This is a genomic window from Pseudomonas sp. YeP6b (assembly GCF_025642995.1).
Taxonomy (GTDB): domain Bacteria; phylum Pseudomonadota; class Gammaproteobacteria; order Pseudomonadales; family Pseudomonadaceae; genus Aquipseudomonas.
Genome location: NZ_CP080090.1, coordinates 6309881 through 6322167, shown reverse-complemented (window position 1 = coordinate 6322167; position 12287 = coordinate 6309881). Strand labels below are relative to the sequence as shown.

Below are 12287 nucleotides of genomic sequence, written 5' to 3'. Positions count from 1 at the left end.
TTCGAAATATTAATGCGAGGTTTTTTTCTTAAAGGATCTATGCGGGTGCTTTGTTAAAGGTAGAAGTGATTAGGTCGTTTTTGCCTGGGCGATCTGGGCACCGTTATCAAAAAAATCAGCAGATGAACTGGGTGCTTGGACGATGCGTCCCATGGTGATGGCGAGTTTGATGCGGGTGTGCCGAAGAAGTGTGTGATTGATCCGCTTAAGAAGCTGAGTGACGCGTAAAGCCAAAGCTGAAAAAATGGCGACCCTGGAGTTTGCCCGTGAGTCGCCCATTGTGTACGTTCAGTGTCCCCAGGTCAGGTTTAAATTGTTTATACTGCCGAAGGTTCTGAAGAGCGTTGCTGCAGGTCGTGTTGAATCGGAGTGTTGGATTTAATTTCGTTGTAATTGCTCTAACTTTACTTGGAGATATATCTTCTTTTGTGGATCCGTCTCAGTCTTTAATTGTTCTTCAATCTCTGCTTTGCGTTTATTTTCCTCTGCTTTCCCCGAGAAAGTGCAGCTAATAACATCGCGGGAGTCGTTGTACTTTTGCTTCATCTTCTCAAGCGCTGCAGCCTCGCTATTTGCATTTAGACTCTCATATATTACGTTGCGATAGCCAGTTGTTGTACCTATGCGGAAACTAAAATTATAATCTTTCGTTGCGGCATTTCTCATGTTTTCTTGGTGGTGGGCTTACAGGGTGATGTTATTAGGAAAACGTATTATGTGTAGCTGTTGGTGCTAACAGGTTGTTGTGTTTTTTAGAAAAAAAGTTATTGAAGAAGTATTTTGCTTGTCTCATTTAAGGTACTTGAAATAGTGTAAGTTCAAAGAAAAAGCACGGCGCCCGATGGGCCGCCCTTGCTATTTATTTGAACGTACAGGCTGTCGGGTCTGTAGACGTGCAGTACGTGTTTTCAGTGCCGGCGGAGTTGGTAACGACAGTCCTGTTAATGGTCTCGGTCAACCAATTGCCTTTGTCTGGCTTAGGCAGCGTAGTGTATCGCTTGGAAAGCCGGACGCGATCAGGCGGTGAGCCGGCTTTGCTGCCACCAGCGCCAACATAATCGCATTTGACAAACGAGACGATAGAGCCCGCTGTATCTTTTGGGTCTTCTCCATGCGTGCCAATTTTGCGTTGCGACAGGGTCGCTCGTTCAAACTTTAAGGTGGGGCTCAAGTACGATCGATTTTCGTCGTTTCCGCTGTCCTCGTTATTGCCTTTAAACTCGCCCGCTGTGTATACGACCTCGCCGCCACTTTCACTTGCCGTAATCTGGCTCTCTGGCGCACAACTTTCAGCGAATGCGCAAGTGCTACCAATTAGGGTCGCCAAGGTAATGACAACTTTCAAACATTGAGAGCTAAGAGTTGATCGTTTTGTTGTGCTTAGGCATTTCATGAGTAGGTACCCTGTGTGTTGGTTCAAGACTGAATATTCAGTGATGATCAGGGCGGACGGATACTGTTAGAAACAACAGTTTTTTAGAATTGTTCGTGCTTAGTCGCCTTATTGTTTGTTGCGATAAACTATAAAGACGTGCGGTGAGAGGGGCCACGTGCTGTACAGAAAGGGCTACCCATAGGTCGCCCTTTTTTGCATCTGGGTGTTTAGGCCTGCAACCGCCGGCTGATCACATCCAGCAGGTCGCACCCGTCCCGCAAGGGAATGGCGCAGAGCAGGGCGAAGTCCTGGAGGACGAGATTGTCGATGTGCAGGCCCTCACGAAACGCGAGGTTTTCCATGACTTGTGTCACCGCGCGGATGCGGTAGACCGCGGCGTCGTGGAGGACGTCGAGCGGGACTTGGGTGTCGATGAGCAGGGAAGGGGTGGTGCTGTCGTGGCCGGTGAGCGGCATGTATCGGTTCATGTTTTAAAACCCATTCAAGTAGAGGTGGGCTACACACTTATTCGTCGCCAAACGAATTGGGTGGCAGCTGTACGCAGGTTGGCGAACCGGGAATGGAACCGGCAGACCCGAAGGTCTCCCGCGCACAGCCACCATGAAAGCAGCTATTGCGGACGCAAAAGAACCTGCAAAAAAGCAGAAGCTTTTGCACCATTCACCCGAGTCGCCAAACCCGTGTCGCCATGTGGACGACCGCCGAACTATAAGCGCCATCCGTCGCCAGGAGCAAGTCGCCTGGGCGATGATGATCAACTGCGGGTCACCGATGGGTGAATGAGCACTTGGTGGCGTCAGAGTCTTCGCAATAGGTGCCTTTCCAATAACCAATAGGCGTGAGGTTCCACCCCTCGACGGATTTGAGCGTGACCGAAAGCTGTGCGTCATTACCCATTGGACCCTTGTAGGTGCAGGTGACGGCTTCGTTTTGTGCATCGTAACGGGCATCGTGAAACGTCGAGTCATTGAGGTAGGAGGCGGTAGCTGACGGGTTTTTGCCGGTCCAGGTAAGCCCGCCCGGCTGTGAGGCTTCATAGCTATAACCGCCACCGGCCATCGCGGTTTGATGGATGCTCTGGATCGGTGGGCAAGTTGCGGTCGCCGCGATGGCATTTGCTACCAGCCCTGTCATTGCAGACAAGCCCGCAAGCAGTGCGCGCTTCATAAATGTCTTCCGGTGGGGAGCAGATGTTTCATGCTGCGGGTGATACAGAGTGTTGGCTACTGTTATAAATGACAGTTCTTTAGCGTATTTACTTCTTGTAGAGGCACTGGTTATTTCAAAGTTGCCCAGCCGATGAAGATCAAATGTGGGAGCTGGCTTGCCTGCGATTGCGGTCGGCCAGTCAACCTGTCTCTGGCTGACCCACCGCTATCGCAGGCAAGCCAGCTCCCACAGGGATTATGTGGTGTCAGCGAGAGGCCAGTGCGCCTTGATAGAGCACCGGTCCGGTGGGTTGGCCTGTCGGCGAGCCGCCTGCAGGCTCCAGGCTGACGGCGAGGGTCAGCGGTGCGGCCAACAATGCTTGCTGTTCCTTGCTCAACTGGATTCGGCCTTTACCCGAGCTGGGCACCAACCCCAGAGAAATCGGTTTGCCGCCGGCCGCAATGGCCCACAGTTCCAGTGCACGCGTCGGCTCAACCGCCGCCAACGTCAACGGCTCAACTTGCAGGTGATCCCCAAATGCCTGGATCTGCAACGCCGGTTGTTGGTTAGCCGCGATCAGCGTGGCGTTGTACTCGGCGCCGATATCACGCTGATAAAGCACACCCACCAGCACTGCGACGACCACCGCGCAGGCAGCCGCTAGCACACGAAAGCTCATCCAGAACGGTTTCTTCGCCGGCACATGCAGCACCTGCGGCTCAATCCGCGCTTTGATGCCTGCCCACACGTGATCGGGCACCGGCCGCTCGGGCAGGGCGCCGGTCAGGCTGGCGAGCGCATCCTGCCAATGACCGAGTTCGACGCGCAGTGCGGCGTCTTCCAATAACAGGGCGTCGAAGCGCCGACGAGCGGTCGCAGGCATTAGCCCAATGGCGTAATCGGCGGCCAGGGCGCGGCGCAGGGCGGTGGTTTGGTAGTTCATGATTCAAGGCACCTGCGCAGGCGCTCCATGCCGCGGCGAATCCAGGATTTGACCGAGCCCAAAGGCGCCGCCAAATGTTCGGCTAACTCCGAGCACGACAGGCCTTGGAAGTAAGCCACGGTGACTGATTGGCGCTGCATGCCGTCGAGCGTGTCGAGGCAGCGGTTGAGGGCGCGCGCTTCGCGTTCGTTGTTGAGTTGCTCGTGGGCGCTGGGGCTGTCGTCGAGCAGGGCGTCCTGCTGGCCGTCGGCCAAGGGCTGTTCGCGGTGTTTGCGCAATTGGTCGATGGCCAGGTTGCGGGTGATGTTGACCATCCACGTCATGGGCGCCGCCAGGTGTGCTTCGTAGCGTGAGGCGTTGTACCAGATACGCACGAAGGCTTCCTGCAGCACCTCTTCGGCCAGGTCGGCGCGGCCCATGAAGCGCAATGCAACACCGTGAAGACGTGGCGAAACGCTGCGGTAAAGGGTTTCGAACGCCTGGCGGTTGCCCAGGGCGCACTGGGCCAGCAAGGGCCGCAATAGATCAGCATCGTTGATGGAAATAGGGCTTCTCCAGGCTCTCGAACGAGGGCGACGGGACTGCGCACGGTAGGCAGAGGGTAGACCAGCTTGAGCATTCATTCCATCCAACTCCGGGCGGCGCATGTTCGATATACGCGCGGGCGGGTGATTTGGATGCAGCTTTTTCTGAACTAATCTCTAGGTGGGAACATTCCTTCTGGACCGTCAGTCCAACGCCTGCTTTTAGCTCCTACATTCAGAGGTTGTCTTGATGAAGATTTCACGCGGTTTTGCCCTGTCCTGCCTGATGACCGTGGCTGCCAGCCCGGTATTTGCCGCAGGTTTCAGCCTCGGTGACGTGGCCAATGCCGTCTCCGGCGCTCAGGGCAGCAATAACAAGGCGGCTGCCGCAGCGCCGAGTTCCCAGACCGCCGGCCTGCTGAGCGCCCTGACGTCGCAACTGAACGTCACCCCCGAACAAGCCGTCGGCGGCACCGGCGCCATGCTGGGGCTGGCCAAAAATAAACTGAGCGGCACCGATTATTCGCAACTGGGCAAGAGCGTGCCCGGCTTGGATCAACTGTCGGGGAGCAACTCCCTGGGCAGCCTTGGCGCCTTGAGCGGGATGCTCGGCCAGAGCGGCGGCAGCAAGACCAGCGGCCTGGACGGCTTGCTGGGTAACGTCAAGAACACCAGCGACCTGAACACCGCGTTCAGCGCGCTGGGCATGGATAACAGCATGATCGGCAAGTTTGCGCCGGTGATCCTGCAATACCTGGGTGGTCAGGGCGCCAACGAGTCGGTGCTGGGCAAACTGGCCTCGGCCTGGGGCACTGGCAGCTAAATACGTTCCGCGCGCAGTTGAGCGATGCGCGCGTCCTTCTCCCTCCAGAGCTGGTTCACCCAGTTCTGGACGGTCTGGCGAAAGGCCGGATCATTCTCGTAATCGCCCTGCCACAACGCCGGGTCCAGCTCGCGGGTGCGGATATCAATGATCACTTTTGGCACCGCGCCGCTGATCAAATCCCAGAACCCCGGAATCTTTTGCTGCTGCTTTTGAGATGGATAGACCACGGTCACATCAAGCACCGCGTCCAGCTGTTCCCCCATTGCCGCCAACACAAACGCCACGCCGCCCGCCTTGGGCTTGAGCAACCGGGCAAACGGCGACGCCTGCTGCTTGTGTTTGGCCGCGCTGAACCGCGTGCCTTCCAGGTAATTGACCACCGTCACCGGCTGGCGCTTGAACAGCTCGCAGGCCTCTTTGGTGATTTTCAGGTCCTGGCCTGCCAGTTCCGGGTGCTTGGCCAGGAATGCCTTGGTGTAGCGCTTCATGAACGGGTAATCCAGCGCCCACCAGGCCAGGCCGAGGAAGGGCACCCAGATCAGCTCCTTTTTCAGGAAGAATTTGAAAAACGGCGTGCGCCGGTTGAGCGCCTGGATCAGGGCCGGAATGTCGACCCAGGATTGGTGGTTGCTGATCACCAGATAGGACGTGTCACCGCGCAGGTCGCCGCCGCCGCGGATCTCCCATTGGGTTGGGATGCACAGCGAAAAGATCAGCTTGTCGATTTCTGCCCAGGTTTCGGCGATCCACATCACCGCCCAGGAGGCATAGTCGCGATAGCGACCGGGGGCCACCAGCTTGAGCAGGGCAAACACCATCAACGGGCCGAACAGCACCAGGGTGTTGAGCAATAACAGCAGTGTGACGAAACAGCCGGTGAGCAGGCGGCGCATAAGTAACTCTTGGAATCCTGTGGGCGGGCCATGATAAGCAAGCTGAGTCTAGAGGCCAAATCGCAAATCGCCGCACGAATGTTTCACAATGTGAAGGCTATGCTGATCGTTCCCACGCTCTGCGTGGGAATGCCGCCAGTGACGCTCTGCGTCAAGCCTTTAAAAGCAGACGCAGAGCGTCCAAAGCTGCATCCCCACGCAGAGCGTGGGAACGAGCTGCTGATGGCGGGGCTAACTAAGTGCTGCTTTTGCGGTCTAGAATCCGCCTACTTATTTCGAGGAAATCACTTCGTGAAATTGCTCCTTGCTGCGTTCGCCCTGGTGGCTCTGCCGGTCATGGCTGCCGAACCGACCCTCTACGGTCGCTACGAATACATCCAGCTGCCGGAGATCGGCGAAACCTTCAAGGCCAAGATGGACACCGGCGCACTGACGGCTTCGCTGTCGGCCCGTGACATCGGCACCTTCACCCGCGATGGCGACGACTGGGTGCGCTTCCGCCTCGGCGGCAAGGACACCACCAACAAGGTCTACGAACACAAAGTCTCGCGCATCAGCAAGATCAAGAGCCGCGCCGACGAAGATGAGGACAAGGACGAAGCCACCGTGGCCAAGCGCCCGGTCATCGACCTGGAGATGTGCCTGGGCAACGTCAAACGCACCGTGGAGGTCAACCTCACCGACCGCAGCAGCTTCAACTACCCGCTGCTGATCGGCGCCAAAGCCCTGCGTGAATTTGGCGCAGCGGTGAACCCGGCGCGTCGTTACACTGCCGACAAACCGGACTGCTGACGGACCCACATGCCGCATATCCTGATTGTCGAAGACGAAGCGGCGATAGCCGACACGCTGATTTTCGCCCTGCAAGGCGAAGGCTTTACCACCACCTGGCTGAGCCTCGGCCAGGAGGCGCTGGCCCACCAACGCCAGACGCCGGCGGACCTGATCATTCTCGACATCGGCCTGCCCGACATCAGCGGCTTTGAAACCTGCAAGCAATTGCGCCGTTTCAGCGAAGTGCCGGTGATGTTCCTCAGTGCGCGGGATGCTGAGATTGACCGGGTGGTGGGCCTGGAGATCGGCGCCGACGATTACGTGGTCAAACCGTTCAGCCCACGGGAAGTGGCGGCGCGGGTCAGGGCGATCCTTAAGCGCGTCGGCCCAGGTGTTGCGCCCAGCGTGTTTCAGGTGGACCTGGAGCGCATGCAGATCCATTATCGCGGCCAGCCTTTGATCCTGACCCGTCATGAGTTCCGTCTGTTGCAAAGCCTGCTCGAGCAACCCGAGCGCGTATTCAGCCGCGAGCAATTGCTCGATGCGGTGGGCGTGCCCGCCGACGCTGGCTACGAGCGCAATATCGACAGCCATATCAAAAGCCTGCGCAGCAAACTGCGTAGCGTGGCCGCCGATGCCGAGCCGATCCAGACCCATCGTGGCCTGGGCTACAGCTATAGCCCGAGCCACAGCTGATGCGCCTGGGGCTGCGGATTTTCCTGGTGTACGCGCTGTTTATCGGCCTGACCGGCTACTTCGTGCTCAACACGGTGATGAAGGAAATCCGCCCCGGCGTGCGCCAGTCCACCGAAGAAACCCTGGTGGATACCGCCAACCTGCTGGCTGAAATCCTGCGGCTGGACGTCAAGAACGGCACCCTTGGGCAGAGCCACTGGCCAGAGTTGCTCAAGGCCTATGGCAACCGCCAACCGGGCGCGACCATCTGGGGCCTGCCGAAAAACCAGGTCAACCACCGTATCTACGTGACCGACGCCAAGGGCATCGTGTTGCTCGACTCGACGGGCGAAGCGGTGGGCCAGGACTACTCCAAGTGGAACGACGTGTACCTGACCCTGCGCGGTGAGTACGGCGCCCGTTCGACCAAAAGCGAACTGGATGACCCCAACTCGTCGGTGATGCACGTGGGCGCGCCGATCCGCGACAACGGCCAGATCATCGGCGTAGTCACTGTGGCCAAGCCCAACAGCTCGTTGCAGCCCTATGTCGACCGCACCGAGCATCGCCTGCTGTGGTACGGCGCAGGGTTGGTGATTCTCGGCCTGCTGCTCGGCGCGCTGTTGTCCTGGTGGCTGAGCGGTGCGCTGCACCGGCTCACGGCGTATGCGCAGGCCGTTAGCGAAGGCCGGCGTGCCGAGTTGCCGCATTATCGTGGCGGCGAGCTCAAGCAACTGTCCACCGCTGTGGAGCACATGCGCACGCAGCTGGAAGGCAAGGCCTACGTCGAGCATTACGTGCACACCCTGACCCACGAATTGAAAAGCCCGCTGGCGGCGATTCGTGGCGCGGCGGAGTTGTTGCAGGGTGACATGACCCGCGAGCAGCAGCAGCGTTTCGTCGGCAATATCGACAGTGAAAGCGCGCGCTTGCAGCAGTTGATCGAGCGCCTGCTAAACCTGGCCCAAGTGGAACAGCGCCAGGGGTTGGAAGAACAAATCAGCATGCCGTTGGCCGCCTTGGTCGACGAGGTGCTAAAGGCCCAATGCGCGCGAATCGAAGGCGCCGGGTTACACGTCGAACAGGCGATTGGCGCGGATGTGAAAGTGTTCGGCGAGCCTTTCCTGCTGCGCCAGGCCTTGGGCAATCTGCTGGATAACGCCCTGGACTTCACGCCACCCGGTGGCACGTTGAGGTTCAGTGCGCACACCCAGCACAACGACGTGCAGGTGAGCCTGTTCAACCAGGCCGCGCCGATTCCCGACTACGCCTTGCCGCGCCTGAGTGAGCGTTTTTACTCCCTGCCACGCCCGACCAGCGGGCGCAAAAGCACCGGCCTTGGCCTCAACTTTGTCGAAGAAGTGGTGAAGCTGCACGGCGGCGCCCTGCAGATCGGCAATGTGCAAGGCGGCGTGCAAGTGGTGCTGCATCTCCACACAGTCTCCACATTGCCCACATAAATCTCCCATACGCGCGGTTCACGCTCTGCCCATCAAAACAGGGAGAGACCCATGAACCGCAGCTTGCTTTTCAAACTTGGCGCGATTGCGCTGCTGATCCTGCTGTTGCTGATTCCGTTGCTGATGATCAGCGGCATCATCAGCGACCGCCAGCAGATGCGCGATGGCGTATTGATGGACATCGCCCGCAGCTCAAGCTACAGCCAGCGCCTCACCGGCCCGGTGATGGTAGTGCCCTATCGCAAGACCGTCCGTGAGTGGAAGCTCAATGAAAAGCTCAACGAACGCTACGAGCAAGTCAGTGAAGTGCGCGGTCGTCTGTATTTCTTGCCGGAGCAGTTTGAACTCGACGGCAAGGTGCAAACCGAGCTGCGCTCGCGGGGCATTTACCAGGCGCGGCTGTTCCATGCAGACAACCGCATCAGTGGGCGTTTTGAGCTGCCTGCGCAGTTGGGCATCACGGAAAACTTTGCCGATTATCGTTTTGAACCGGCGTATTTGGCGGTGGGTATCAGTGACATTCGCGGCATCGAAAATGCGCTGAAGCTGGAACTCGGCAGCCAACGCCTGGAGTTCGCGCCCGGTTCTCAAGTGGCCTGGCTGGGCGAGGGCGTGCACGTGATGCTGCCCGAGCAAGACAGCAAAAAACCAGCCCCGTTTGACTTCGCCTTTGACCTGCGCCTGCAAGGCACCGAGCAGATGCAAGTGGTGCCGGTGGGCAAGACCAGCCAGGTGAAACTGGCGTCGAACTGGCCGCACCCAAGCTTTGTCGGCAACTTTTTGCCAGCTCAGCGTGAGGTCACGGCTCAAGGCTTTAGCGCCCATTGGCAGACCACGTTCTTCGCCACCAACCTGGAAGAAACCCTGCGCGGCTGCGAGTGGGACAAGGTGTGTGACGACTTCAACAGCCGCAGCTTCGGCGTGCGCTTTATCGACCCGGTGGACCAGTACCTCAAGAGCGACCGCGCGATCAAATATGCGCTGCTGTTTATCGCCCTGACGTTCGCCGGCTTCTTTCTGTTCGAGGTGCTCAAAAACCTGGCGGTGCACCCGATTCAATACGCGTTGGTGGGCTTTGCCCTGGCGTTCTTTTACCTGCTGTTGTTGTCGTTGTCCGAGCACATTGGCTTTGGCCTGGCGTACCTGTTGTCGGCGAGTGCCTGTGTGTTGTTGATTGGGTTTTACGTGTGCCATGTGCTGCGCAGCATCGCCCATGGACTGGGCTTTTCGGCAGGGTTGGCGGCGTTGTATGGCTTGTTGTACGGGCTGTTGAGCGCCGAGGATTACGCGCTGCTGATGGGCTCGCTGTTGCTGTTCGGCCTGCTGGGCACGGTGATGGTGCTGACGCGCAAGCTGGATTGGTATGGCGTGGGCAAGCGCAAGGTGCAGTTTGATCTGGAGGAGGTGCAATGATCGGGTTGCGCGAAGATCAGCAGGTGAGGGCGCAGCTGATAGGCAAAATTAACGCGCTGTTTTTTGTGGTAAATGGGCTCCCTGTGGCGAGCCCGCTTGCCACAGGTAGCGGGCTTGCCTCAAGGCAGGCTAGACCGGCGGCTGGGTCTCAAACATCGACGGCCGCTGGCTGACCTCGGCGTACCAATCGGCAAGCTTGGGGTTAGCCGTGCGCCATTGCAGGTCAGGGTGGCGGAAGTCCAGGTAACCCAGCGCGCAGGCCACGCTGATGGAGGCGATGTCGAAGCGGCTGGCCAACTCGGCAATCGCCTCTTTCTCCAACTCGGCGACGGCGCGGCGGATTTTGTTGCGCTGCTCATCGAGCCATTGGGCCCAGTGCTTTTCTGCCGGGCGCATGGCGGTTTCGTAACGCACCAGCACGGCGGCATCCATGATGCCGTCGGCCATCGAGGCTAGGGTCAGGCGGCGCCACCGGGCGGAACCGTCGCGCGGTATCAGCGGGTTGCCGACATGCTGGTGGTCCAGGTAGTCGAGGATCACCCGGCTGTCGTGCAGCACCGAACCGTCGGCCAGGCGCAGGGCCGGGATCTTGCCCACGGGGTTTTCGCGAGCCAGCTGCGCATCCGGGTTGACCGGCGTCGGCATGCAGCCGTGCAGCGCCACACGGTCCTGCTGGCCGGTCTCGATCAGCAGCACGCGGACTTTGCGAACAAAGGGTGAGGCCGGGTTGTGAAACAAGGTCATGCTGGGCGCGGACATGGGCATTCCTCGAAATGGGCAGTGGCTAGCCTAGTGGGTTGCTCGGTGGCTGGCGAGTGGTGGGTGGGTGTTTTTGGCGGCCTCATCGCAGGCAAGCCAGCTCCCACAAGGGGAATGCATTTCAAGGTGGGAGCTGGCTTGCCTGCGATAGCGCCCTCAGCCGCGCCGCTTAAATAACGCCCAAACACCAATGACAGCAGGAACCCCCAACCCCACCCAACTGAGCGAATCCCACAGCCCATCCCCCAGCAACGCGGCAAACAACCCGGCCGCGCTGAGCACGCCAATCCCCAGCGGTATGCCAAACACCTTCCAAAAATTCGACTGGCGCGGCTTCATACCTGGGCCGCCTTGCGCCGCACGATCCACAGGTACACGCCGCTGCCCAGCATGATGATGGTCAGCACATCCAACAGCGCCCAGAGGATCTTCATCGGCATGCCGCCGTAGTCACCGAAGTGCAACGGCTGGGACATGCCCATGGCGTCCATGTACCACGGCCGCTCGGCGATAGCGGTGACGGCCAGGGTGCTGGCGTCGATCAGCACCGGCGTGAGCAAGTGCGAGGTCAGGTGCGTGCTGCCCTTCATGAACACGGCGTAATGGTGCTCACTGGAAAAGCGCGTGCCGGGGAAGGCGATAAAGTCTGGCTGCATGCCGGGCGCGGCCTTGGCGGCGATGCTCAGCAGCTCGGTAGCCGGTGCACGCAAGGTCAGCGGCGGCGCGTTTTTGTACGGTTCGATCATGGCGCTGAGGCTGTCCTGGCGCCACGCGGCGATGATCAGGTCGGCGCAGGCACTGATTACGCCGGTCACGCCCACCACCAGCGCCCAGGTCAGTGTGACCACGCCGATCAGGTTGTGCAGGTCAAGCCAGCGCAGGCGAGTGGATTTGTCCTGGCGCACAGTGGCGAACTTCACGCGGCGCATGAACGGCAGGTACAGCACCGTGCCGGAAACAATCGCCACCACAAACAGAAGGCCCATGAACGCCAACAGCAACTTGCCCGGCAGGCCGGCAAACATGTCCACATGCAGGCGCAGCAGGAACAGCGTCAGCCCGCCATTGGCCGCCGGCGTTTCCACGGCTTCGCCAGTGCGCGCATCGAGCATGAAGGTGTGGGACGCGTTGGGTTCGGTGCCGGCCGTCGCGGCCATGATCGCGATCACGCCGTTCTTGTCGTCCTCGTCCCACGCCAGGTATTGCATCGCCTCACCCGGGCGATGCGCCTGGGCTTTGGCCACCAGTTGCTCAAGGTTCAGCTGTGGGGTGTTGGCAGGCATCTGCTGGAGTTCGGGCTCGTTGCCCAGCAGGTGATCGATCTCGTGATGAAACACCAACGGCAGGCCGGTGAGGGCGAGCAGCAGCAGGAACACCGTGCAGATCAGGCTGGTCCAGGTGTGGATGAAGGACCAGTGGCGGATGGTTTTGCTTTTCATTTTCGAACCTTCAGACACACCAAAGCCGCCCCGAAG

The 12287-nt window shown here is 59.3% G+C and carries 14 protein-coding genes and 1 pseudogene; 6 read left to right on the top strand and 9 right to left on the bottom strand.

The window, feature by feature from the left end:
- Positions 1-135: 135 nt before the first annotated feature.
- Positions 136-228: pseudogene (locus KZH41_RS30600) on the top strand (formaldehyde dehydrogenase); the annotation flags it as partial.
- 150 nt (positions 229-378) lie between these two features.
- On the opposite strand, the gene KZH41_RS28640 reads toward KZH41_RS30600, so the two are convergent.
- From KZH41_RS28640 to KZH41_RS28620, 5 genes are all read right to left on the bottom strand, one after another.
- Positions 379-666 (bottom strand): hypothetical protein, encoded by a 288-nt coding sequence (locus KZH41_RS28640; RefSeq protein ID WP_242153104.1) that lies wholly within the window; start codon positions 664-666, stop codon positions 379-381.
- A 936-nt stretch (positions 667-1602) separates the two neighbouring features.
- Positions 1603-1851, bottom strand: a complete 249-nt coding sequence (locus KZH41_RS28635) for a hypothetical protein (protein ID WP_094949508.1) — start codon at positions 1849-1851, stop codon at positions 1603-1605.
- A 310-nt stretch (positions 1852-2161) separates the two neighbouring features.
- Positions 2162-2563 (bottom strand): DUF3757 domain-containing protein, encoded by a 402-nt coding sequence (locus KZH41_RS28630; RefSeq protein ID WP_242153099.1) that lies wholly within the window; start codon positions 2561-2563, stop codon positions 2162-2164.
- A gap of 247 nt (positions 2564-2810) precedes the next feature.
- Positions 2811-3488: an anti-sigma factor domain-containing protein gene (locus KZH41_RS28625; protein ID WP_094949506.1), complete on the bottom strand. Its 678-nt coding sequence runs from the start codon at positions 3486-3488 to the stop codon at positions 2811-2813.
- Positions 3485-4111, bottom strand: coding sequence for a sigma-70 family RNA polymerase sigma factor (locus KZH41_RS28620; protein ID WP_094949505.1), 627 nt, complete (start codon positions 4109-4111; stop codon positions 3485-3487). The genes KZH41_RS28625 and KZH41_RS28620 overlap by 4 nt, the downstream gene beginning before the upstream one ends.
- 151 nt (positions 4112-4262) lie before the next feature.
- On the opposite strand from KZH41_RS28620, the gene KZH41_RS28615 reads away from it, so the two are divergent.
- On the top strand, positions 4263-4835 hold the full coding sequence (locus KZH41_RS28615) for a DUF2780 domain-containing protein (RefSeq protein WP_242153090.1): 573 nt from the start codon (positions 4263-4265) through the stop codon (positions 4833-4835).
- On the opposite strand, the gene KZH41_RS28610 is transcribed toward KZH41_RS28615, so the two are convergent.
- Entirely contained in the window at positions 4832-5731 is a 900-nt protein-coding gene (locus KZH41_RS28610; protein ID WP_094949503.1) for an acyltransferase, read from the bottom strand. The genes KZH41_RS28615 and KZH41_RS28610 overlap by 4 nt on opposite strands.
- A 291-nt stretch (positions 5732-6022) precedes the next feature.
- Here KZH41_RS28610 and KZH41_RS28605 point away from each other — a divergent pair, with 291 nt between their 5' ends.
- The 4 genes from KZH41_RS28605 to creD are packed head-to-tail and all read left to right on the top strand — an operon-like array spanning position 6023 to position 10053.
- Positions 6023-6523, top strand: coding sequence for an ATP-dependent zinc protease (locus KZH41_RS28605; RefSeq protein WP_263274101.1), 501 nt, complete (start codon positions 6023-6025; stop codon positions 6521-6523).
- Between the two features lie 9 nt (positions 6524-6532).
- The gene (gene creB / locus KZH41_RS28600; protein WP_263274100.1) at positions 6533-7201 is read left to right on the top strand and encodes a two-component system response regulator CreB; all 669 of its coding nucleotides are present in this window, start codon (positions 6533-6535) and stop codon (positions 7199-7201) included.
- Positions 7201-8640: a two-component system sensor histidine kinase CreC gene (gene creC / locus KZH41_RS28595; protein WP_263274099.1), complete on the top strand. Its 1440-nt coding sequence runs from the start codon at positions 7201-7203 to the stop codon at positions 8638-8640. Before creB ends, creC begins: the two co-directional genes overlap by 1 nt.
- 51 nt (positions 8641-8691) lie before the next feature.
- The gene (creD, locus tag KZH41_RS28590; RefSeq protein WP_263274098.1) at positions 8692-10053 is read left to right on the top strand and encodes a cell envelope integrity protein CreD; all 1362 of its coding nucleotides are present in this window, start codon (positions 8692-8694) and stop codon (positions 10051-10053) included.
- Between the two features lie 129 nt (positions 10054-10182).
- Here the strand turns inward: creD and KZH41_RS28585 are convergent, their stop codons facing one another.
- The 3 genes from KZH41_RS28585 to KZH41_RS28575 all read right to left on the bottom strand — a co-directional run bounded on the left by KZH41_RS28585 (position 10183) and on the right by KZH41_RS28575 (position 12251).
- Entirely contained in the window at positions 10183-10812 is a 630-nt protein-coding gene (locus tag KZH41_RS28585; RefSeq protein ID WP_094949498.1) for a glutathione S-transferase, read from the bottom strand.
- A 156-nt stretch (positions 10813-10968) separates the two neighbouring features.
- A complete protein-coding gene (locus tag KZH41_RS28580; protein ID WP_094949497.1) occupies positions 10969-11151 on the bottom strand; it encodes a hypothetical protein in 183 nt (60 codons plus the stop codon).
- Positions 11148-12251 (bottom strand): PepSY-associated TM helix domain-containing protein, encoded by a 1104-nt coding sequence (locus KZH41_RS28575; RefSeq protein WP_094949496.1) that lies wholly within the window; start codon positions 12249-12251, stop codon positions 11148-11150. The genes KZH41_RS28580 and KZH41_RS28575 overlap by 4 nt, the downstream gene beginning before the upstream one ends.
- Positions 12252-12287 lie beyond the last annotated feature (36 nt).